Source organism: Bacillus arachidis, from assembly GCF_030285945.1.
Lineage (GTDB): Bacteria > Bacillota > Bacilli > Bacillales > Bacillaceae_G > Bacillus_A > Bacillus_A arachidis.
On sequence record NZ_CP127376.1, the window covers coordinates 2137043 to 2160104 of the forward strand.

Below are 23062 nucleotides of genomic sequence, written 5' to 3' on the forward strand. Positions count from 1 at the left end.
TTTTATTGTGTGGAAAATATATAATAATAATAGAAAAATAATCTGTTATTCCAAACAAGGAGGAGAATAATTATGAAAGTGATGGGTCTTATTGGTGGAATGAGCTGGGAGTCTTCAGCAGAATATTATCGTATTATCAATGAAGAAGTAAAGAACAGGTTAGGAGGATTACATTCAGCAAAATGTCTTTTATATAGCGTTGATTTTGAAGAGATTGAACAATATCAATCTGAGGGTGATTGGGCACAAGCAGGAAGCGTATTGGGAGAAGCTGCATATTCTCTTGAGAAAGCTGGTGCAGACTTCATTGTTATTTGTACGAATACAATGCATAAGGTGATTGGTAATATTAAAGGGAAAGTGAGTATCCCTATTTTACATATTGCAGATGCAACAGCTATGGAAATAAAAAAACAAGGAATTCGATCAGTTGGTTTACTTGGAACGAAATATACGATGGAACAAGATTTTTACAAATCACGTATAGAAGAAAAGGGTATGAAAGTAATAATACCAAATCAAACAGATAGGGAAATAGTGAATAGAATCATATATAACGAGTTATGTTTAGGAAAGATTAATCAAACATCAAGAGATTCCTATAAAAAAATAATACATAGTTTAGTACAAAATGGAGCAGAAGGAATTATATTAGGGTGTACGGAAATAGGATTATTAGTAAAACAGGAGGATACTCAAGTTCCTTTATTTGATACAACTTTTATACATGCTGTTGAAGCTGTGAATATTTCCTTAGGTAGCTATTTGGATGCAGTACAAGAGAATAAAATGCAATAACATAATTTTATTATGTAAACTGATGTGATTGTATAGATGGAAAACATTCAGAAAATATTTTATAATGAAAGTGATTACAAAAAGGGGGAGTATGGATGTTTTCACTTCAGCCAATTGCTTTTGTACATAATGAAAGAAAAATGATAATGGATGATGAATGGGGAGATGTACAATCTCTTATTACGTTAACTGATGCATATGCAGAAGAGAGTATACAAGGAATTGAAAGTTTTTCGCATATTGAAGTAATCTTTTATTTTCATAAAGTGAAAGATGAACAGATTCAATATTCGGCTAGACATCCACGAAATAATAAGGAATATCCGAAAGTAGGTATTTTTGCACAGCGAGGGAAAAATCGTCCAAATCGATTAGGAGCGACAATTGCAAAAGTTGTAAGGCGAGAAGGAAAATCAATTGTAGTTGAAGGATTAGATGCAATTGATGGCACACCTATATTGGATATAAAACCTGTTATGAGAGAGTTTGTACCGAATGATGGAATTACACAACCCGAATGGGCAACGAACATTATGAAAGAGTATTGGAAAGGGAGCGGAACAAAATGAAAATATATGAAGCAAAAATTACAGATTTAGATGGATTAGCGGTTGTATTTAATAATTATCGTATGTTCTATAGACAGGAATCGAATGTAGAAGAAGCAAAAATGTTTTTGCGTAATCGCATAGAAAGAGAAGAATCTATTATTTTTGTAGCAGTAGAGGATGGCCAATACCTTGGATTTACCCAATTGTACCCTTCTTTTTCATCGGTTTCGATGAAAGAGTTATGGATATTAAATGACCTTTTTGTACAAGAAAGTAAACGCGGAGCTGGAATTGGAAAGAAATTATTAGAAGCAGCTAGAACCTTCGCATTAGAGAACGGCGCCAAAGGATTAAAACTGCAAACAGAAATAGATAACAAATCAGCCCAGCGATTATATGCTGAAAATGGTTATTTGAGGGATAATCGCTATTTTCATTATGAACTAACATTCTAAAGTTAATAGGAATGCAGGTGAAAACACAAACAGAACGCTATCATTCAACATATGTTGCTATTGTATAAGCTAACTCGTCTGTTCTTATAACTTATATATGATAGGGTGAAGTTGTTTTGCCACAGAATCCATACCTAAATCCACACCTTGTGATAAGCCAGTGCAATTGATTGATTTCTACATGAGCCCAGGAAATCGATATTTATTTTTTGCTGAAATGGTTGAATTATTAGGGGTTTATTTATGCGAATCATTTGGTTTTATCCCAGTTATTGTACCAATTTCTATGAATACAACGTACAATATTATTTGTGATTGTTAGTATATTTGTATATAAAAAATAAAAAGCTTAACATATTACGCTTGATTAATGTGTTAAGCTTTTTATGTGGTACTAATTGTTGAGAAGAAGGTTATTCTTTAAAATTGTATTATATGTTGCGGCAGAATCCAGTTGACAGCATCTTGAAAGTTTTCTGCAATATAATCTGGTTCCATATCAGCCCATTTATCGCGATATGTGTGCAAAGCATCATATCCAGCTCCGGTTTGAACTAAGATCGTTGTTGCATTCACATTTATACCAGCAACGATATCAGTCCAGCGATCACCGATGACAATACATTTTGTTAAATCTAGCACATGTTTTTCTGCTGCTTGCAAGAGCATACCTGTACTTGGTTTTCGGCATTCACATCCATCTCCATGTCTGTGAGGACAAAGGTATACATCATCAAAACCGAATGATTCCAATTCTTGAATAAAATCTTCTATAGTTGCTTTCCCATCAGCAATACCAGGTTGATTTGTAAAGGAAAATAGTTTTATATTCTGTGCTTTTAATGCACGTAAAGCGTCATGTGTAAAGGGAAATAAGGTAAATTCACCAGGATAATGTACGGTAGTATCTCCTCCAATGGTTCCATCACGATCGATAAATATTGCTTGAATGTTTGTCATAATAATAATTCCTTTCAACTAGTAGATTAAAAGTATTTTACAAATCGATAACCATTTACTTCGTAGCCTAATTTTTTATAGAACGGATGAGCTTCTTTTCTTTGTGTACCACTTACAAGCCATGTTCCAATACAGTTATGTTTTTTTGCTAGTTGTTCTGCATAATCCATTAAAATTTGGCCAATTCCTTTTCGGCGTGCTGACAGATCAACACTAATAATGGATATCTCCCCATATCGTGTTACATCTTCTAAGTTTTCTCGTATGCGAAATCCGAGGAATCCGAATATCACATTATCTTCTTCGTAAACATATAGGAAATCAAACGGACTCATTTCAACAAATTGTAAGCGGTTTTGCATGTCGACATGAGAAATATTAGAGCCTTTTAATTCTTTCGTGAGTGAACAAAGTGCTTCTATATCATTCACAGTCGCTTTTCGAATGTGAGATTCCATTCTCTCAACTCCATCTATAAATGTAAATTAACAACTCCAAATGTTAAATATTCTGTTAAAAATCGTTTTTTCCTGCTAATAATACGAATATGGATATTTAATATATTAGATATATAGAATGATATTTTAAGGGGGAATATGTTATAATTTCCCTGGAGTTTATTGTAAGTGGGAAGAGGGGAAGTAATTTGTTACAGGTCAATATTCAATCGGCGGGTTATGAAGCAGGAGAAAAAACAATCCATGACATAGCATTTTCAATTGGAAAAGGTGAATTAGTCGCTCTTATTGGTGCAAATGGCGCTGGAAAAAGTACGACGATTAAATCAATGCTTGGCTTGCTTGCGCATATGGATGGCGAAATTTTATTTGGTGAAAAAGAGAATCCGTATGCCTATGTACCGGAACATCCAACATATTATGATTATTTAACGCTATGGGAGCACATTGAATTGTTAATGGCTGCACGTGGGTGTGAAGCAGGGAGCTGGGAGGAGCGGGCACAGGAGTTTTTACATACATTTCGAATGGAGAAGCATAAACACGAATATTTATCGAAGTTTTCAAAAGGTATGAAACAAAAATCGATGTTGATTTTAGCGTTTTTAACGGAACCAGACTTCTATATTATCGATGAGCCGTTTATTGGATTAGATCCGGTAGCAACACGAGAATTTTTAAATTTCTTATATAAAGAGAAAGAGCGAGGCGCAGGAATTTTACTTTGTACGCACGTATTGGACACAGCCGAAAGAATATGTGAACGATTTTTACTTATTTCACAAGGTACTTTAGTAGCAAATGGGAATTTAGAAACGATTCAATCGTTAGCAGAAATGCCGGAAAGGCCATTATTAGATTGTTTTGATGCAATCGTAAGGCGGGAACAACATGATGAAACAACAATTTTATAAAAGGTTACGTTATGAATGGCAGAGGAAATGGAAATCGATTCGATCTGTTACGGATTGGACGGTAGCTCTCTATATTATAATTCCAGCGATTATATTTAGTGGAATCTATTACCGTTCATTATGGACACGAGAATTAACAGTTGAAGAACCTGCTTATTTTTTAATAGGTTTGTTTGTGTTTTTCTTTGCTACATATTCAAGAGGGATGCGTTCGTTTTTTGAACAAGCAGATAGCCTGTTTTTAATTCAACATCCAGTTCATATGCAAAAGTTAATAAAGTGTGGAATGCTATATACATGTATTCGAATAAGTATAATGAATAGTATTGTAACGCTCATTATGTTACCAATATTGGTTAAGAGTATGGGGGCTTCTCTTTTACAAGTTGTATTATTTTGGCTGTCCTTTACCGTTTTTCGGTGCATGTTATCACTATTGGTAAGATATATAGATGTGCGTGGTGGAAAGCGCTGGGTATTATGGATTGTAAAGATTATCGTATTTTTTATGAGTTTTATTTGCTTGGGAAGTGGTGTGTTTTTAGGGTTTAAACATCCAGTATATGCAGTGTTATTTATCATTGCATTGATTGGAATTAGTTTGATATTGATAAAACAAAAAATGAACTATCAACGTTTCTTTTTTAAGGAAGTTGAAAAAGAAAAGGAAGAGAGTATGCGCTGGACGAGGGAAATTATGCACTTTAGTGGTCAAACTACGAAGCCAAGTAATAATTCAAGACCATGGTTTTTTCCACGCTCGAAGCATATACTGGGAAAAAAATCGGATTCGCGTATTATTGAATCATTTATAAAGGAGTATTTTCGATCAGGTACTTCTTTAAGTTTTTATATTAAAATTATCTTGATGAGTGCAACATCTATAAAAGTAACACCATGGTGGATTGCGCTTATTATTATCGTATTTTCCTGTGTTGCAATTGCACGTTATTCTGGTGATCAATGGAATGAGTTTGCAAAGAAAATGTTTCTCCAATTGTATTGTGAGCAAGGGAAGTTATTATGGTTAAAAGGAAGGGCAACGATGTGTTTGTTTATTCCAGCTGTTTTGATTTATGGAACAGTTATACTCGCACAGTTTTATTTATTACCAGCTATCATCATTGGTATTTTCTTATTAATCGTAATAGGCTGGATTGTATTTTTGCCATAGAAAAAGAGCCAGGATGGCTCTTTTTTAATCTGTAATAGACTGGTAAATAAAATATAAGAGAACAAAAATGCTTACGACGGAGTACATGACATCTAGAGTCATAAAAAATCCTCCTCACTATAGTTGTATTTATATTGTATGAAATCTTACTATTCCATATTCAAATGAAAAAAATATGAAAATTAATAAATTTGTAAAGTGCAAAAATTAGCATCATTTTGTATAATGGAAGAAACAACCGTTATAGAAATATAAGTAGTGAAAGAGGAGGGAATAAAAAATGCCAAATTGGTTTAGAAAAACGTTAGTCGCATTAATTACTGTGTTTACATTTGGCTTAGTGACGCCTCCTTCTATTTTGCTTGATAATGCAAAAGCGGACAAGCCTACAAGGCAACAAAATTTGGAGCAGACGTCCTATACATATGAAGAAGATCGTGAGAGGTTAACCGCAGATACCTTTATCACATATGCAATGCAAGAGGCTGAAAAACAATCTATGCAAAAGTTTGGTTCTAAAATCGGTCCTGTCATTGAAGATGAGTTTAAAGATATTATTTTACCTAAAATAGAAGAGGCAATTGCAGAGCTTGCTACAGATTTACCAGAAGAGTCATTACAATCATTAGCAATTTCACAAAAACCAGCAGGTGGTAATAATGAAAAGATTTTTCATGTATATGACACAAAAACAGGAAACGACTTACTGCGTTTTCATGTAAGACGTGATCATCCACCGCAAAATGGATATTATTTCAATTTCCATTACCACCGCTTTGATGATGGTTATACAGCGCACCATGAGCTAGGAGATATTTATTGGAATACGAATATGCCGCCGAAATGGCTGTCTTAGTGAAAAAGAACAAGGGCGATGCCCTTGTTCTTTTTTGTTTTTATAGATGTGAAGGTGAAGTAGGTCTTAACAGCGAATAGAATGATGTTTAGATTTGTTTGAAAAAGAGGATAAAGGAGTATTCATTATGTTGAAATATATTGTATTTGACTTTGATGGTACATTAGTAGATTCACAAGATATATTTGTGCCTATTTATAATCAACTTGCCGAAAAACATGGGTATAAAACAGTAAGTGAAGAAGAAATTGAGCCTTTAAGAAAGTTATCTATTCCGGAAAGATGCAAACAGCTGCATGTACCACTGTATAAATTACCTGTATTAGCGCTAGAATTTTATAAGCTATATCAGCCAGCTATTAAAGATTTAGTTTTATTTCATGGAATGAAGGAAGTATTAGATGAATTAGATAGGAAGGGGTATAAAATAGCAGTAATATCTTCTAATTCAGAAGAGCATATTAGAACGTTTTTACATAATAATCAAATAGAAAATATTCAAGAAGTTTTTTGTTCGAAAAATCTGTTTGGTAAAGATAAAATTATCAAGAAATTTTTAAAAACAAAAAAAATAACAGAAAAAGATATGTTATATGTTGGAGATGAACAACGAGATATTGTTGCATGTAAAAAAGTTGGAGTAAATGTGATATGGGTTGGATGGGGATATGATGTCATAGAAACGGTCAAGGAAGATTCTCCAGATTATATGGTAAATACACCGAATGAAATTTTACATGTCGTTGAGTCAATGTATTAAAATGATAGAAAGAAAAGGGGATGCAGCAGTTTGAACCAGGTATTTATCACATTGAATTTTGGGTAACCAATATACAGTGGATTTTTATGATTCGAACGGGTTTGTCGTAGAAGTTTCTTATACGCCTAATGTTGAAATGTGGGCTCGGTTAGAACAATAAAAATAGAGGGAAGTATAGTACTCCCTCTATTTTGTATATCGGTATTTTTATTTTATTTTTGTAAATGCTAGAGGTTGTGTACTTAACATAACTGGTACGTGTAATTGAATCGTTTGGAATTCCCCATTTGTGTTCATCTCATAAGCAAGCAACACATTCATTTCTGTTTGGAATAAGTCTAATTTTGCACAAAACATATCGTAGTGATAATGCTGTAATTGGACTTTCATTTCTGTAAATTGTAAATATAACTCTTCATTTTGCTTATATACTTCTAGTGTTCCATAAGCTGGATGTTCAAATGTTCCAGTATAGTCTCCTAATGTATGAGAAGGCACTGTTCCTTTTACTTGCTCTGGAAGTGATTGGTTTACTTCTTTCATCATTTCCTTCAATTTAGCGGTGTCTTCTATAGCGCGCTTATGCCAATCAATTGTTTCTAATCCAAGGAGTTCATCATAAATTTGATTTGCAAGATAACTAGGAAGTAATGTATTTCCAGAGTTGGTTAATATAACAAGACCTATATTTTCTTTTGGAATGAATGAAACAAGTGCTGTAAAACCATCGATATTTCCGCCGTGATGGATCACTTTATAACCTCGATAAGCACTAATAAACCAGCCAAGACCATAACTATTTAATGGAGATTCAGGTGTAGATAAAATAGGTTGATCAGGAATTGTATTGTGCGGTGTATACATTTGTTGTAGTAGTTCAGAAGATAGTAATTCATGCTCTCCAATTTTTCCTTGATTTAGATGGAACAGCACCCAATTTGCCATATCTTCAATTGTAGAATTGATGCATCCAGCAGCTCCTACAGTGTCAATATTACGGAATGGTACTTCTTGTATTTTACCATCTTTCTCAACGTAAGGAAAAGCATAGTCATTTGTATCTTGTGAGTCTATGACAGAGAAGTTTGTTTGTTCCATTTGAAGTGGTTCTAATATATGTTCTTTGGCGTATTGTTCCCATGTCCGATCTGTAATGTTCTCTACCATATAGCTAATTGTTGCATACATTAAATTGTTATATAAGAAAGTGGTACGGAATGGAGCATCGAGTGATAAATGCTTTATTTTTTCAACGAGTTCTTTTCGCTTTAAGGAAGAGTTGTACCAAAGAGCATCATGACGACTTACGCCAGAGCGGTGGGAAGCTAAATCTCGAGCTGTAATTTGCGAGCTTGCAAATACATCGGATAAAGAGAATGTAGGAATATAAGCTTGGACAGGAGCATCCCAATCAAACTTTTTCTGCCCCGCTAATAAGCTTAAAGAAAGCGTACCAAACGCTTTTGTCGCAGATCCAATTGCAAAGTGTGTTTGAGGAGTAACCGGCTCTTTCTGTTCTAAATTTCGATAGCCAAATCCTTCTGAAACAATGACCTCACCATCTTTTATTACTGCTACAGCAGCCCCAGGGACGTGTAAATCTTTCATCATTTTTTCAATTGTTGTTTGTAATGTACAAACAACAGGGATTTTGGTTTTACTCATGCTTCTAACCTCCAAATATTATTTTATACTTCCGCACTATATTTTCTTTGATAAGAAGTTAAATCCCTCTGAAAAGATGAAAAGTTAAGAATTTTGTAAGATTCATTAAAATTGAGATTCCAAATTAAAATTCAGTTAATACTTATTATATTGAAATGTTTTTTTATATGTTTTACGGAGAGTTTTGCATGCAGAATTATTTTTTGTATGATAAACTCCATATAGGAAATAGATGCGAAAGAGGGTTTTTCTTACATATGAAACATGCTGAATATGAATACTTAAATTTATGCCGCCATGTTATGGAGCATGGTACAAAAAAAGAAGATCGTACAGGAACAGGGACTGTATCTGTATTTGGATATCAAATGCGTTTTAACCTTAGTGAAGGATTTCCTTTATTAACGACAAAACGTGTACCATTCCGCTTAGTAGCCAGTGAGCTTCTTTGGTTTATGAAAGGTGATACAAACATTCGTTATTTGCTTCAAAATAACAATAATATTTGGAATGAATGGGCGTTTAAAAACTGGGTGGAAAGTGATTCTTATAAAGGACCAGATATGACAGACTTTGGACTTCGTTCTCAGCAGGATGAAGAATTTAAGAAACACTATGATGAGCAAATGGAATTGTTTAAAAAGAATGTATTAGAAGATGCTGATTTTGCAAAGCAATATGGTTCTTTAGGAGATGTGTATGGAAAGCAATGGCGCGCGTGGAAAACAACAGCTGGAGAAACACTTGATCAGTTAAAAGATGTAATTGAAATGATTAAGAAAACACCAGATTCTCGTCGTTTACTCGTTTCTGCATGGAATCCTGAAGATGTGCCAAGTATGGCATTGCCTCCATGTCACACGCTATTCCAATTTTACGTAGCAGACGGAAAACTATCATGTCAGTTGTATCAACGAAGCGGTGATATTTTCCTTGGCATTCCATTTAATATTGCAAGCTATTCGTTGCTAACACATTTAATTGCGCATGAATGTGGCTTAGAAGTAGGAGAGTTTGTTCATACAATTGGAGACGCGCATATCTACACAAATCATTTCGAGCAAGTGGAAAAGCAATTAGCGCGTGAACCACGCCCATTCCCGACGTTGAAATTGAATGCAGATGTAAAGTCTGTTTTTGATTTTGAAATGGAGGATTTAACATTAGAAGGCTATGATCCACATCCTGCAATTAAAGCGCCTGTCGCAGTGTAAACATAAAAGGAGATGAAAATATGATTATTTCATTTATGGTCGCAATGGATGAAGATAAAGTTATCGGTAAGGATAATAAGTTACCATGGCATTTACCAAGTGAATTGCAATATGTTAAGAAGACAACAATGGGTCACTCACTTATTATGGGAAGAAAAAATTATGAAGCAATCGGAAGGCCACTTCCAGGAAGACGAAATATTATTGTAACGCGTAATATGAATTATCATGTAGAAGGTTGTGAAATTGCGCATTCAGTAGAAGAAGTATTTGAGCTATGTAAAAATGAGGAAGAAATTTTCATATTTGGCGGAGCACAAATTTACGAATTATTTTTACCATATGTAAACAAACTTTATATAACGAAGATTCACCATTCATTTGGAGGGGATACTTTCTTCCCAGAAATGAATATGAAAGAGTGGAAAGAAGTTTTTGTAGAAAAAGGCGTTACGGACGAAAAGAATCCATATACATACTACTATCACATATATGAAAAACAACAATAATTATAAAAAGATTGATGTGGGATGTTCACATCAATCTTTTTATTTGGATAACAAGATAAGACTTTATGGATGAACTTTCTTGGTGATATAATGGGAGAGGTTGTAAGTTTTAGGATTTTAGCAAAATTCTATAAAAGAAAGATTTCCATTTATAAATTCTTTGTTTAGCTAAAGGAGGAGAATCGATTGAAAAAATTATGGGGATTGCTTTTTCTTTGTTTTACACTCATGCTAGTAGGATGTGGGAAAGAAGAGAAGCCAGAACAAGCATTTGATACATATGCAAAAGCGTGGAATAAGCAAAAGTTTGCAGATATGTATGATCAATTATCAGAAAATGCAAAAAAAACCATTTCAAAAAAAGATTTTACAGAGAAGTATGAAAAGATTTATGCAGGTATTGAAGTTAAAAATTTAAAAGTAGAAACAGGAAAAGTTAAAGAAGATAAAGAAGATAAAGGACCAGTTCCTTTTAAGGTGAGTATGGATACAGTTGGCGGGAAAATTTCCTTCTCGCACGAAGCAAAACTTGTGAAAGAAAAAGATGGAGATAAAGAATCTTGGAAAATAGATTGGACTCCAGATTTTATTTTTCCAGGGATGACAAAAGACAGTAAAATACGTATGCAAACAGTTCAAGCGAAGCGCGGAGAAATATATGATCGTAATGGAAAAGGGCTCGCAACGAATGGAAAGGCGTCTGAAATTGGCATGATTCCAGGACAATTAGGAGACGCTGCACCGCAGACGAAAGAAATAGTAGCAAAATTACTTAATATGTCTGTAGAGGAAATTGATCAAAAGCTTACAGCTAAATGGGTGAAACCAGATTATTTTGTACCACTCGGTATTTTACAAGAAAGTGCAACGCAAAATGATTATATTGATTTACCAGGAGTCTCATCTCGTCCAGTAAAAGTTCGTACATATCCATTAGGAGAAGCTTCAGCACACTTAACGGGATACATGGGAAAAGTGAATGCAGAAGATTTAAAGACCCTTCAGAAAAAAGGTTATCAAGCGGATGATCCAGTTGGGAAAGCTGGATTAGAACAAGTATTTGAAGCTGAATTGCGCGGCGAAAAAGGTGGTCGTGTCTTTATGGAGGATGCACAAGGGAAAGAGATGAAAGACTTAGCTAAAAAAGAAGCAAAAGATGGAAAAAATATTACTTTAACAATTGATAGTACAGTTCAAGAAAAAATCTTTAATGAAATGAAGGGAGAGGCTGGTTCAAGTGCAGCCATCAATCCGCAAACTGGTGAAACAATTGCGCTTGTAAGTAGCCCTGCATATAACCCAAATATAATGGTAAGAGGTGCGTCAAAAGCACAACGTGAGGCGTGGGATAATGATCTGAAAAAGCCAATGACGAATCGCTTTACACAAGCATCGGCACCAGGTTCTGTATTTAAAGCAATTACAGGTGCAATCGGTCTTGAAACGAAAACAATTGATCCAAAAGAGGAATTGAAAATTGAAGGATTACAATGGACAAAAGATTCTTCATGGGGAAATTATTATGTAACACGTGTAAAAGATGCAAGTCCAATTGATTTTGATAAAGCAATGAAGTATTCTGATAACATTTACTTTGCACAACAAGCGATAAAAATTGGTAAAGATAAATTTGTGAGCGAAGCAAAGAAATTCGGATTTGATGAAAAATTACCAATTGAATACCCATTCCCAGTTTCAACAATTGCAAAAGATGGTATTAAAAATGATATTCAAATGGCCGATACAGGGTATGGACAAGGCAAAGTATTAATGACGCCTCTTCATTTAGCATTAACGTATGCACCAATTGTTAATGAAGGGAATATACCGTCTCCACACCTTATTAAAGACGATAAACAAGTTAAACCTTGGAAAGAAAATGTGATTTCTAAGGGAAACCAAGAGATATTAAAAAATGCGTTAACAAAAGTAATTAATGATGAAGATGGCACAGGGAAAATTGCTAAAATTGACGGTATGACTCTCGCTGGAAAAACGGGAACAGCTGAGTTGAAAGAATCGAAGGAAGCAGATGGAAAAGAACTTGGATGGTTCGCTGCTTTTGACGTAAATTCACCGAATATGATTGTTACAATGATGATTGAAGATGTGAAGGGCCGGGGTGGAAGTAATGTTCCTGGTGAAAAAGTGAAACATGTTTTTCAAAAGTAATACTTAAGAAAAAGCTATCTCCTTAAATGGGAGATAGCTTTTTTTTGTGTAGATTGCATAATGAAATGTGAAAATTTAATGAAAGAAGATGAAAGGTTTATTTACTTATGAAAAAAAAGTAACTATTTTTTATTGACAAAAAAAGAATGGTTTTGTATTATACTTACATAAGGTAAGTAATTTACTTTTAAATAAAAAATCTCAAATTAAAGATATTGATTAAGGGAGAGAATAAAAATGACAAAAGTACTAGTTATTACAGCAAATCCAAATTCAGCAGAAGCATCTTTCGGTATGGCAGTAGGGGAAGCATTTATCGAAACGTATAAAAATGAACACCCACAAGATGAAGTGGTAACAATTGATCTATTTAACACAACAGTACCAGAAATTGATGCAGAAGTATTTGCAGCTTGGGGGAAATTTGCAGCAGGTGAAGGCTTTGAAGCGTTAAGTGAAAGCCAACAACAAAAAATTGCAGCAATGAATACAAACTTAGAAACATTTATGACTGCAGATCGTTATGTATTTGTAACACCAATGTGGAACTTCAGCTATCCACCAGTAGTAAAAGCATACTTAGATAACCTATCTATCGCAGGTAAAACATTTAAATATACTGAAAATGGTCCAGTTGGACTATTAGAAGGTAAAAAAGCACTTCACATTCAAGCTACAGGTGGCATTTACTCTGAAGGAGCATATGCAGCAATGGACTTTGGACGTAACCACTTAAATGCTGTATTAGGATTTATGGGGGTATCTGATACAGAATACCTTGCAGTTGAAGGAATGAATGCAAATCCTGAACAAGCACAAGAAATTAAAGAAGCAGCAATTGCAAATGCACGTGAAGTAGCAAAACGTTTCTAATATAGAAAACTCAAAAATGTCCAAACGCTTGTCGTTTGGACATTTTTTCTTCTTTTTCCTTCGTTTGTCTAGTATAATTAATGACGGAAAGATAATAGGTGGGGGTTCTATATGATTCAAACATTTTTTAAAATCTTTTATTTAATCTTAATTGTAATTGGTATTACACCGAGGCTATGGCGTATAAAGCGTAAAGCAAATACGATGTCGCCACAAGAAAAAGATCGCCTTGTGCATAAAACAACAAGCTGGTTTGGTAAGAAAATGGTTCGTGTAGCCGGATCGACTGTACAAGTAAACGGACTTGAAAATGTGCCAAAAGATAAGCCTGTACTTGTTGTAAGTAATCATCAAAGTGACATGGATATTCCCGTTTTACTTGGGTACTTAAATAAACCAATTGGATTTGTTTCAAAAGCAGAAATTAAGAAATTTCCGCTTGTACCAACTTGGATGGAATTGATGAATTGTGTATTTATGGATCGTAGTAATCGTCGTCAGTCTCTTCAAGCCATTAAAGACGGAATTGAACTTTTAAAAAATGGTCATTCGATTGTAATTTTTCCAGAAGGAACACGCAGCAAGGGCTGTGAAATGGGAGAATTTAAAGCAGGGAGTTTTCATCTTGCGGTAAAGTCTGGTGTCGCTATCTTACCCGTAACATTAGATGGGACATATAAGATGTTTGAAGCAAATGGAAACCGCATGAAGCCTGCGCATGCAACGGTAACCATTTCCAAACCAATTACACCTGAACAATACGCAAGTATGGATGTAAAAGAATTAACGCAATATACGAAAGATATTATTGCAGCTCAACTACATAAGTAATAAAAAAATCTCAGCTTGTTCAAGCTGAGATTTTTTTATGCAACAGGCAATACATAAAACAATACACAGAAAAACATCATTGTGCTACCACCTAATACAAAAAGGTGCCAAATCGCGTGGTTGAAGGGGAGTTTTTCCCAAAGAAAGAATATAGCCCCTACTGAATATAAAATCCCGCCGGTTAACAATAGTGAGAATCCGTGCCCAGTTAAATTTTCATAAAGTGGTTTGATAGCGACAATAATGAGCCAGCCCATAATGACGTAGCACAGTGTTGACATTTTAATAAAACGGCGTACAAAGAAAATTTTAAAGATAATCCCACCGATAGCAAGCGTCCAAATAATTGCAAGTAATGTCCAACCAAGTGGGCCACGCAGTGTAATAAGTAAAAACGGTGTATAGGTGCCAGCTATTAATAGGTAAATAGCAGAGTGGTCTAAAATCGTAAATAATTTTTCTACTTTTGGATGATGGATGCTATGTAATAGCGTAGAAAATAAATATAGTAGAAACATGCTCACACCGTAAACAGTAAATGCAACAACAGCAGAGGCTGTGCCATGCTTCGAAGCATGAACAATTAATATGATAAGGGCAGGAATGCTTAAAATAGCACCAATGCCATGGGTAATCGCATTAGCAATCTCTTCTTTGACGAACTGTGTCATTCGTGTTATTTTTTGCGCCATGGTTTAAATCCTTTCTCAGTTAATGAAATAAGATGTATTTTCTTTACCTTATCATATACAAAAGAAATAGAAAATGAAAATTGTTTAAGTGATTATATTTTCAAATTTTTTTGACAAAAGACAGCGGATACATTGACGTTTACAAACTTTTTTGACAAAATAAAATTAAGTGAGATTAAGGGGGAAGTCATATGCCAAATATTGGGGTTCCAGGATTGATATTAATTTTAGTACTCGCTTTAATTATTTTTGGTCCAAAAAAGTTACCTGAAATTGGACGAGCTTTTGGGGAAACATTAAAAGAGTTTAAAAGGTCTGCAAAAGGTTTACACGATGATACAGATGAAAAAAAATAAATTTTGTTTCTATGCCGTATAGTGAATGGGGAATGTGGTGAGAAGAATGAACAATCAAGAGATGAGTGTCATAGAACATCTTGGAGAGTTAAGGAAGCGACTCATTATAACAGCGCTGACGTTTCTGATTTTTATTGTCATTGGCTTTTCATTTACGAAAGAAATATATAATTTTATCGTAAAAGATTTGAATATGAAATTAACCGTTTTAGGTCCGAGTGATATTTTATGGATTTATTTTGTAATTGCAGCTGTCTTTTCAATTGTCTGTACAATACCAGTTGCAGCTTTACAAATTTGGCTATTTGTAAAGCCAGCATTACATGAACATGAGCGAAAAATGACAATTCTGTATATACCGGCATTATTTTTATTGTTTATTGGAGGACTTTGTTTCGGTTATTTTCTTATTTTGCCATTTATTTTACAATTTTTAATGAGTCTCGGTGAGGATATGTTTCAGACAATGTTTACAACGGATAAGTACTTTTCATTTGTTATGAATATGACTGTACCGTTTGCAGTGATTTTTGAACTTCCCGTCATCGCGATGTTTTTAACAAGCATAGGAGTTCTCAATCCGATAGCACTACAAAAAGTGAGAAGATACGCATATTTCATTTTAATTGTAATTGCTGTTTGTATTACGCCACCAGACTTTATTTCTGATTTTTCAGTAGCGGTACCTCTTCTTGTAATTTATGAATTAAGTATTACAGCATCAAAGTTTGTGTATAAGAGGAAAATGAAACGAGAAATGAATAAAGAATCAAAAAGTGCCTCATTATGAAGGCACTTTTTTAATATATTTGTTATACTATACTTGTAATCGTATACAATATAAAGAAGAAAAAAATTATGGAATCCCCGAAATTTAGACAAACTTTTCACCAATGTAAGTTTATACTAAAGTTATAAATCCAACAAAAAAGAGGATTGATATCGTGATCATGAAAAGTTTTTATTTCACCCATTCAACAGGGAATTGTGTCAAAATATTTGAAATCCCTGTCTTACACGCACAACATCCGTTAGCATTTCTAATTCAGTCACGTCTTCAACTATTTATTGCTAAAATTCAAAAACAAAAACAACCGAGATTCTCATACTCTTTTCGCGAATATTTACAAAGTTGCTTAAAGTGGAATGATTATTCAAATGTGTATCAAACAAATTCACTTGAAAAAAATGCATAATCTAAAATAGAGACAGGGCAAATGTGCTCTGTCATTTTCTTTTTGGGCATAAAAACCAAAGAATTTTGTCGAAAATAAGCTCAAACTGTTGAAAGCATTGTGAATACTAGTATAATAACAAGGAGAGCGTATTGGAAAGGGAAGAAAAAAATATGCAAAAAATAAAAATTGTAACAGATTCAACGGCAGATTTATCACAAGATGTGATTGAGAAATATGATATTCATGTTATCCCATTATCTATTTCTGTAAATGGACAAACATATTTAGATCGTGTAGATTTACAACCTGATGAATTTATTGAGGAAATGATAAAATCAGAAGAATTACCAAAAACATCACAACCTGCTATGGGATCATTTGTAGAAATGTATGAAAAGCTAGGAGAAGATGGCAGTCAGGTACTTTCTATACATATGACAAGTGGAATGAGTGGTACAGTTGCAACGGCAAATAGTGCTGCATCAATGACAGAAACAAAAGTTACTGTTGTTGATTCTCAATTTATTACACATGCTTTAGCATATCAAGTAATTGAAGCTGCGAAAATGGCTCAAGAGGAGCGCTCGTTAGAAGATATTTTAAATCGTCTTGATGAAGTAAGAAAAAATACTCGTTTGTATGTAGTTGTGGATACGTTAGAAAATCTAGTAAAAGGTGGACGTATTGGAAAAGGAAAAGCATTCATTGGTTCTTTATTGAATATTAAACCGATTGCTAGTCTAGATGAGGGTGTATATAATCCTGTAACAAAAGTGCGTAGTCAAGGACAAATCGTAAAAACATTATCCAAACTATTTGAAGAAGAGACGGCAGGAAAAGTAATAAAGGCAGTTGCTATTCCTCATGCAAAAGCAATTCCGCTAGCAGAAAGCGTAAAAGCAGCTGTTGAAAAAATTAGTGGGTTTACACAATCAGAAATTTTTTATACAACTCCAGTTATTAGTACTCATACAGGACCAGGCGCAATTGGATTTATGTATTTAGCAGAGTAAAAAAAAGCTACTTGAATGAAATCATTCAAGTAGCTTTTTTTTACTAATATAGAAAATATGAGATAAGAAGAGTAATCAAGGCGCTTCCGCTAATGATGCAACGTTTTTGTAAATATTTTTCCATGAAAACACCCTTTTTGTTTTTTCTCTATATAATGTATTTTCAAAAAAAGTTGTTATACATTAAGATGTTTGAACGCTTGAGTATGCTCTTTTTTCTTATTTTTGGATGGAGTCGAAATATATGTCTGCCCAAGAAACAATACATGAAGTTGGTCCCACGGTAACATACGTAAGTTCCAGTTATTACGAAGTCGTGTAATTGCCTCTTTAGGCGTCTCATCAGCAAGTGCAAACGTACCGTAATGCATTGGGATGAAATGCATTGCTTTTACATCTAGAAAAGCTTGTACTGCTTCCTCTGGAGAAACATGTGATACTTTCATAAACCATTCTGGTTCGTATGCACCAATAGGCATTAAGGCAATATCAATAGAAAATTGGTTGCCAATTTCTTTGAATCCTCGGAAATAGCCGCTATCACCGCAAAAATAAATCGTTTCATCTGTTGTACCATTATTTAAAACCCACCCACCCCAGTGGGAAGTGTTCATATCAAACAATGATCTTCTCGTCCAGTGCTGAGCTGGTACGAAGTGAAAGTCTACATCATTAATTTTTGTGAATTCCCACCAATTATATTCTTCTACTCGCAGAAACTTTTTTTTTGTAAATAACTTTTTTAATCCAGTAGGTACTAAGTATAGAACATCTGAATTCAATTGACGAAGTGTGGCAAAATCTAAATGATCATAATGACCGTGTGAAATAAGGACAATATCAATTTGGGGCAATTCCTGTAATGTAAGGCCGGGATACGTTAACCTTGGCACAAGTTTTATTTTGTTTGACCATACTGGATCTGTTAAAATGTTGAGCCCATTCGTTTGTATAAGAAATGTTGAATGACCTATCCATGTAATCGTTGTTTTTTCAGTGTTCGTTCGTAAAAACTGAGTATGCTTGACAGGTGATTGTTCTACTAAATAAGAAAAATCTTTTTTGCTTTGTTTTCGTTCTTTACGCCAACGTAAAAACGAACGAATTGGTTTTTTTGTACTAACATTATCCATGTTTTCATACCGTTTTACCATGAACATCACCTCATTTAAAATCTCTGTAGTTGTATTGTACCGAAATGTTGTAAAGGAAAAAAGTAGGAAAAATTGATTGTCGATTAAAAAATTGTAAAAAAATAGTGCGGCCATCTTTACAAAGTGAGTGACTTATTGAAAATCGTTATGTAAAGAAGTAAGAAGGGAATGATATTAGTAAACAATGAAATAATTGTCTAGTAATTCGCTCAAAAATAGGAAGTAACATACCTAAATTCGTACGATTTCGTGAACAAATGCGATAAACAATTTTCTCATAGTGTTTACTTTTGTTATGATAAGCATGTCATACATAAATTAAAGAAAGAGAAGAGAGGTTTGAAAATGAAGCGTTATCAAAAGCTGATTGGTCTCATAGTTGTTTTTTGCTTCTTTATACTTGCAGGATGCGGCTCAGGATCAAAACTCCGTAAACCATTAAATTGGGATTTAGAAACTTTTGAATACATAAATCAAGACGGTAAACAGTTTGGAACAAAAGATTTAAAAGGAAAAGTATGGGTGGCTGATTTTATGTTTACAAATTGTCAAACGGTTTGCCCTCCGATGACTGCGAATATGGCAAAGTTGCAGAAGATGGCAAAAGAGAAAAAGCTAGATGTGCAATTCGTTTCATTTAGTGTAGACCCTGAACTTGATAAGCCAGAGAATTTGAAAACATTTATACAAAAATTCACAGAAGATACAAGTAATTGGAACTTGCTAACAGGGTACTCATTAGAAGATATCAAGAAATTCTCAAAGGATAATTTCCAATCACTTGTAGATAAACCAGAGAATGGGCAAGTTATCCACGGAACATCATTTTTCTTAGTCGATCAAGAAGGTAAGGTAATGAAAAAGTATAGCGGAATGAGCAATACACCATATGAAGATATTTTACGTGATATGGAACGGTTATTGAAATGAAAGAAGGATGCTGAGCATCCTTCTTTTTGTATATGGAAAAATATATAATGGTTAATCTATCGATAAAATGTCGTGCTGTTGTGGAAGTTTTGGAGCGCGGATTTCTAAAATGCCATTTTGATAGGAAGCTTTTGCGTTTTTTTTCTCAATTAAATATGGAAGTTTAATCATGCGAGAAGCTCCTGACATGGAGCGCTCACGGCGATAGTAATTATGTGAAACTTCATCTTTTGTTTCTTCCATGAAATCTTCCGTAACAGAGATTTTTAAGTATTCGCTTTGAATTTCTATTTGGATTTGTTCCTTTTGAACGCCTGGGAGTTCTGCTTTTATGACTAGGTCTTCGCCAGCTTCATATAGGTCTACAGGAAATGTTAATAAACGGTTTCCTTTTTGAAAAAAGTGATTCATGTCTGCAATTACATCACGCAATGGTGTTTGTTCAAAAAAATCATCGATTTGCTTTAAGTAACTACGAATTGGTGGACGAGACGAAGAATCTTTTTTTTCATCACTCATGTTTTTTGCCTCCTAGAAATCAATTTGCAATATCATATGACAAATGTGTGCAAATGTGAGTGCCTATTTTTCATGTTTGTTCAAAAAAATTGGGTAAAATGTGAAATGGAGTGATTTTTTTATAGTTTTTATCGCCATATTGAGTTGATTATGCTAGTATAAATAGGGTTGATATAGTAGTATAGAAACAGAATGAAAACTGAAAGAGGGTAAGAAGAATGTGTGGTTTTGTAGGATGTTTATGTGAAAACCCTAGAGAGTTTTCAGAAACAGAAAAACATCAATTTGAAAATATGAACACGATTATTTTCCACCGTGGTCCAGATGACGAAGGATATTTTCGTGATGAACATGTACAATTTGGCTTCCGCCGTTTAAGTATCATTGACTTAGAGGCAGGACATCAGCCACTAACGTATGAAAATGATCGATATGTAATTATTTTTAATGGTGAAATTTACAATTATGTAGAATTACGTGAAATGTTACTTGAAAAAGGCGCAACATTTGCAACACAATCTGATACAGAAGTTATCATTGCATTGTATGCACATATGAAAGAAAAATGTGTAGATTACTTACGTGGTATGTTTGCATTTATGATTTGGGATCGTGAAGAAAAGAAACTTTTCGGTGCACGTGACCACTTCGGTATTAAGCCACTATATATCGCGCAGCAAGGTGATACAACATTCTTTGCTTCTGAAAAGAAAAGTATTATGCATGTAATGCAAGACAAAGGGGTAAACCCAACTTCATTGCAACATTACTTTACGTACCAATATGGACCAGAGCCAGAAACACTAACTGTTGATATTAATAAAATTGAACCTGGTCATTATTTCGTAAAAGAAATCGGTAAAGAAATGGAAATTCATCGTTACTGGAAACCGTATTTCAATGCTTCAAGTGCAACGAAAGAGGAGCACATTCAAGCGATTCGTGATGTATTGTACGATTCTGTAAAAGTGCATATGCGTAGTGACGTACCAGTAGGTTCATTCTTATCTGGTGGTATTGATTCATCTATCATTGCTTCTATTGCAAGAGAAATGAATCCAAATCTTTTAACATTCTCTGTTGGTTTCGAACGCCGCGGCTTCAGTGAAGTTGATGTTGCAAAAGAAACTGCAGAAAAACTAGGTGTAACAAACCATAGTGTCTTCATTACAGCAAAAGAATTCATGAATGAATTCCCAAAAATCATTTGGCACATGGACGATCCTTTAGCTGATCCAGCTGCTGTACCATTGTACTTCGTTGCAAAGGAAGCTCGTAAGCATGTAACAGTAGTTCTTTCTGGTGAAGGTGCAGACGAGCTGTTTGGTGGATATAACATTTATCGCGAGCCAAATTCTTTAAAAATGTTCTCTTACATCCCTACTCCAGGGAAAAGCGTTTTAAAAGCATTAAGTGGTGCGCTTAAAGAAGGATTTAAAGGGAAAAGCTTCTTAGAGCGTGGATGTACACCAATTGAAGAACGTTACTATGGTAATGCGAAAATCTTCCGTGAAGAAGAAAAAGCTGAGCTAATGAAGTATTACAATGAAAGTGTAAACTATATGGATATCACGAAACCATTGTACAATGAAATTAAGGATTATGACGATGTTAGCAAAATGCAATATATCGACATGTTCACATGGCTACGTGGCGACATTTTATTAAAAGCTGATAAAATGACGATGGCAAATTCATTAGAACTTCGTGTACCGTTCTTAGATAAAGAAGTGTTTGACGTTGCGTCTAAAATTCCAACAGAATTAAAAATTGCAAATGGGACAACAAAAGCAATTTTACGCGAAGCAGTGCGAGGAATCGTTCCAGATCATGTATTAGATCGCAAAAAGCTAGGCTTCCCAGTACCAATTCGTCACTGGTTAAAAGATGAAATGCATGATTGGGCTGTTAATATTATTAAAGAAAGTAAAACAGAGCATTTAATCGACAAACAGTACGTATTAAACTTACTGGAAGCACACTGTGCGGATAAAGGTGATTATAGCCGTAAAATTTGGACAGTACTTGCGTTTATGGTATGGCATCAAATTTATGTAGAGCATAAATACGATACAAATGAGTTTCATGAAGAAACAAAGCGTGCGTATAGCTTAGTTTAAGTAGAAAAACCTTAAGGTCGTATACGACCTTAAGGTTTTTTTCATAAATATGTATTATGCCTGATACACTAATAATAAGAGGGTGGACAACATATGATTACGTTTGAAAAAGTGAATACAGAGACAAAAAGAGTTGTTGAAGAAATGTTTGCTTCTCATGGTTTCAATAGGAAAGAAGTTCAATATTGTATAAAAATTGACGATACATATATTGGTGTAATGGATTATACAGTACAAGGTGAACACGCTGTATTATCTAATTTAATTATTCATTTTGATTACCAAGGTTACGGATATGGAACAAATGCTTATTTTACATTTGAAGAAATGATGAAGCATAGAGATATAAAAGATATCCAGGTACTAAAAGGAGATCTAACTGAACAAGCTAAATCTTTTACAGAGGGACTCGGCTTTATATGGAATGGTGAAATATACATAAAGCGCTTCTAGAAGGAAAAAGGATACCTGAGATAAGAAATGAATATAAGGCAGGTGGATGTATGACGATGACGTCTGGTTTTTTACTAATAGGGGGTTGTTTTGTAGTGGCAGAACTATGCCAAATTTTCATTCGGAAAAAGATGCGTAAAAAACGCAAGCCGTATGAATGGCAATACATTCCGGTATTTTTTATTTTGTTTTTTACTTTATATTTATTGCAAAATACGATAAATTTTCCGCCAATGTTAAATATTTTTTTGAAGTTTGGCTTAATATATAGTGGCATTGGAATAGTTATTTTATTTTGTTTGTTTTGTATACGACATGTTCATTATCAGTCGTACATATTTATTTTAAATTGGCTTAATCGAGATGATGGAAACCGCCTTACATAAGGGGGTTTTTTTATTTGTTTTGTAACCAACTTTTTATGTTGTACATAAAATAGGACGAGCATAATTATATG

The 23062-nt window shown here is 34.1% G+C and carries 26 protein-coding genes; 20 read left to right on the forward strand and 6 right to left on the reverse strand.

Translation table 11 applies throughout. The features are described 5' to 3' along the window. Positions 1-72 precede the first annotated feature (72 nt). From QRY57_RS12450 to QRY57_RS12460, 3 genes are all read left to right on the forward strand, one after another. Positions 73-798, forward strand: coding sequence for an aspartate/glutamate racemase family protein (locus QRY57_RS12450; RefSeq protein ID WP_286017599.1), 726 nt, complete (start codon positions 73-75; stop codon positions 796-798). Between the two features lie 95 nt (positions 799-893). Then, positions 894-1367, forward strand: a complete 474-nt coding sequence (locus QRY57_RS12455; protein ID WP_026594281.1) for an SAM-dependent methyltransferase — start codon at positions 894-896, stop codon at positions 1365-1367. Then, positions 1364-1804, forward strand: a complete 441-nt coding sequence (locus QRY57_RS12460; RefSeq protein WP_286017600.1) for a GNAT family N-acetyltransferase — start codon at positions 1364-1366, stop codon at positions 1802-1804. Before QRY57_RS12455 ends, QRY57_RS12460 begins: the two co-directional genes overlap by 4 nt. 420 nt (positions 1805-2224) lie before the next feature. On the opposite strand, the gene QRY57_RS12465 is transcribed toward QRY57_RS12460, so the two are convergent. Continuing rightward, on the reverse strand, positions 2225-2764 hold the full coding sequence (locus QRY57_RS12465) for an HAD-IIIA family hydrolase (RefSeq protein ID WP_286017601.1): 540 nt from the start codon (positions 2762-2764) through the stop codon (positions 2225-2227). A gap of 26 nt (positions 2765-2790) precedes the next feature. Continuing rightward, entirely contained in the window at positions 2791-3222 is a 432-nt protein-coding gene (locus QRY57_RS12470; RefSeq protein ID WP_026594284.1) for a GNAT family N-acetyltransferase, read from the reverse strand. Positions 3223-3410: 188 nt separating this feature from the next. Between QRY57_RS12470 and QRY57_RS12475 the strand changes: the two genes are divergently transcribed. The 4 genes from QRY57_RS12475 to QRY57_RS12490 all read left to right on the forward strand — a co-directional run bounded on the left by QRY57_RS12475 (position 3411) and on the right by QRY57_RS12490 (position 6926). Further along, entirely contained in the window at positions 3411-4136 is a 726-nt protein-coding gene (locus QRY57_RS12475; protein ID WP_208018727.1) for an ABC transporter ATP-binding protein, read from the forward strand. Next, complete coding sequence (locus QRY57_RS12480; protein WP_286017602.1) at positions 4114-5310, forward strand: ABC transporter permease; 1197 nt, start codon at positions 4114-4116, stop codon at positions 5308-5310. Before QRY57_RS12475 ends, QRY57_RS12480 begins: the two co-directional genes overlap by 23 nt. A gap of 280 nt (positions 5311-5590) precedes the next feature. Continuing rightward, positions 5591-6166, forward strand: a complete 576-nt coding sequence (locus QRY57_RS12485) for a YpjP family protein (protein ID WP_286017603.1) — start codon at positions 5591-5593, stop codon at positions 6164-6166. A 127-nt stretch (positions 6167-6293) separates the two neighbouring features. Continuing rightward, the gene (locus QRY57_RS12490) at positions 6294-6926 is read left to right on the forward strand and encodes an HAD family hydrolase (RefSeq protein WP_026594288.1); all 633 of its coding nucleotides are present in this window, start codon (positions 6294-6296) and stop codon (positions 6924-6926) included. 207 nt (positions 6927-7133) lie between these two features. Here the strand turns inward: QRY57_RS12490 and QRY57_RS12495 are convergent, their stop codons facing one another. Next, positions 7134-8591: a serine hydrolase gene (locus tag QRY57_RS12495; protein ID WP_286017604.1), complete on the reverse strand. Its 1458-nt coding sequence runs from the start codon at positions 8589-8591 to the stop codon at positions 7134-7136. 257 nt (positions 8592-8848) lie between these two features. On the opposite strand from QRY57_RS12495, the gene QRY57_RS12500 reads away from it, so the two are divergent. From QRY57_RS12500 to QRY57_RS12520, 5 genes are all read left to right on the forward strand, one after another. Then, entirely contained in the window at positions 8849-9805 is a 957-nt protein-coding gene (locus tag QRY57_RS12500; RefSeq protein ID WP_286017605.1) for a thymidylate synthase, read from the forward strand. Positions 9806-9825: 20 nt separating this feature from the next. After that, a complete protein-coding gene (locus tag QRY57_RS12505) occupies positions 9826-10314 on the forward strand; it encodes a dihydrofolate reductase (protein ID WP_090689116.1) in 489 nt (162 codons plus the stop codon). A gap of 186 nt (positions 10315-10500) precedes the next feature. Then, positions 10501-12486, forward strand: a complete 1986-nt coding sequence (locus tag QRY57_RS12510) for a penicillin-binding transpeptidase domain-containing protein (protein ID WP_286017606.1) — start codon at positions 10501-10503, stop codon at positions 12484-12486. Positions 12487-12723: 237 nt separating this feature from the next. Beyond that, positions 12724-13359 (forward strand): FMN-dependent NADH-azoreductase, encoded by a 636-nt coding sequence (locus tag QRY57_RS12515; RefSeq protein WP_286017607.1) that lies wholly within the window; start codon positions 12724-12726, stop codon positions 13357-13359. Positions 13360-13470: 111 nt separating this feature from the next. Beyond that, positions 13471-14190: a lysophospholipid acyltransferase family protein gene (locus tag QRY57_RS12520; protein WP_026594294.1), complete on the forward strand. Its 720-nt coding sequence runs from the start codon at positions 13471-13473 to the stop codon at positions 14188-14190. Positions 14191-14225: 35 nt separating this feature from the next. Here the strand turns inward: QRY57_RS12520 and trhA are convergent, their stop codons facing one another. Then, a complete protein-coding gene (gene trhA, locus QRY57_RS12525; protein WP_026594295.1) occupies positions 14226-14882 on the reverse strand; it encodes a PAQR family membrane homeostasis protein TrhA in 657 nt (218 codons plus the stop codon). A gap of 191 nt (positions 14883-15073) precedes the next feature. On the opposite strand from trhA, the gene tatA reads away from it, so the two are divergent. The 4 genes from tatA to QRY57_RS12545 all read left to right on the forward strand — a co-directional run bounded on the left by tatA (position 15074) and on the right by QRY57_RS12545 (position 17429). Next, on the forward strand, positions 15074-15238 hold the full coding sequence (tatA, locus tag QRY57_RS12530) for a twin-arginine translocase TatA/TatE family subunit (RefSeq protein ID WP_026594296.1): 165 nt from the start codon (positions 15074-15076) through the stop codon (positions 15236-15238). Positions 15239-15284: 46 nt separating this feature from the next. Continuing rightward, positions 15285-16028: a twin-arginine translocase subunit TatC gene (gene tatC / locus QRY57_RS12535; RefSeq protein WP_026594297.1), complete on the forward strand. Its 744-nt coding sequence runs from the start codon at positions 15285-15287 to the stop codon at positions 16026-16028. Positions 16029-16182: 154 nt separating this feature from the next. Further along, the gene (locus tag QRY57_RS12540; RefSeq protein ID WP_026594298.1) at positions 16183-16434 is read left to right on the forward strand and encodes a DUF2535 family protein; all 252 of its coding nucleotides are present in this window, start codon (positions 16183-16185) and stop codon (positions 16432-16434) included. Positions 16435-16586: 152 nt separating this feature from the next. Beyond that, positions 16587-17429, forward strand: a complete 843-nt coding sequence (locus QRY57_RS12545; protein WP_035415791.1) for a DegV family protein — start codon at positions 16587-16589, stop codon at positions 17427-17429. Positions 17430-17605: 176 nt separating this feature from the next. On the opposite strand, the gene QRY57_RS12550 is transcribed toward QRY57_RS12545, so the two are convergent. After that, the gene (locus QRY57_RS12550) at positions 17606-18583 is read right to left on the reverse strand and encodes an MBL fold metallo-hydrolase (protein ID WP_286017608.1); all 978 of its coding nucleotides are present in this window, start codon (positions 18581-18583) and stop codon (positions 17606-17608) included. A 345-nt stretch (positions 18584-18928) separates the two neighbouring features. On the opposite strand from QRY57_RS12550, the gene QRY57_RS12555 reads away from it, so the two are divergent. Continuing rightward, positions 18929-19513, forward strand: coding sequence for an SCO family protein (locus tag QRY57_RS12555; RefSeq protein WP_026594301.1), 585 nt, complete (start codon positions 18929-18931; stop codon positions 19511-19513). Positions 19514-19564: 51 nt separating this feature from the next. Here QRY57_RS12555 and QRY57_RS12560 read toward each other — a convergent pair whose 3' ends face one another. After that, the gene (locus QRY57_RS12560; protein WP_026594302.1) at positions 19565-20032 is read right to left on the reverse strand and encodes an Hsp20/alpha crystallin family protein; all 468 of its coding nucleotides are present in this window, start codon (positions 20030-20032) and stop codon (positions 19565-19567) included. Positions 20033-20250: 218 nt separating this feature from the next. On the opposite strand from QRY57_RS12560, the gene asnB reads away from it, so the two are divergent. From asnB to QRY57_RS12575, 3 genes are all read left to right on the forward strand, one after another. Next, a complete protein-coding gene (gene asnB / locus QRY57_RS12565; protein WP_003197399.1) occupies positions 20251-22152 on the forward strand; it encodes an asparagine synthase (glutamine-hydrolyzing) in 1902 nt (633 codons plus the stop codon). Positions 22153-22245: 93 nt separating this feature from the next. Then, on the forward strand, positions 22246-22605 hold the full coding sequence (locus QRY57_RS12570) for a GNAT family N-acetyltransferase (protein WP_286017609.1): 360 nt from the start codon (positions 22246-22248) through the stop codon (positions 22603-22605). Positions 22606-22661: 56 nt separating this feature from the next. After that, a complete protein-coding gene (locus QRY57_RS12575) occupies positions 22662-22991 on the forward strand; it encodes a hypothetical protein (protein ID WP_286017848.1) in 330 nt (109 codons plus the stop codon). The last annotated feature ends 71 nt before the right edge of the window (positions 22992-23062 follow it).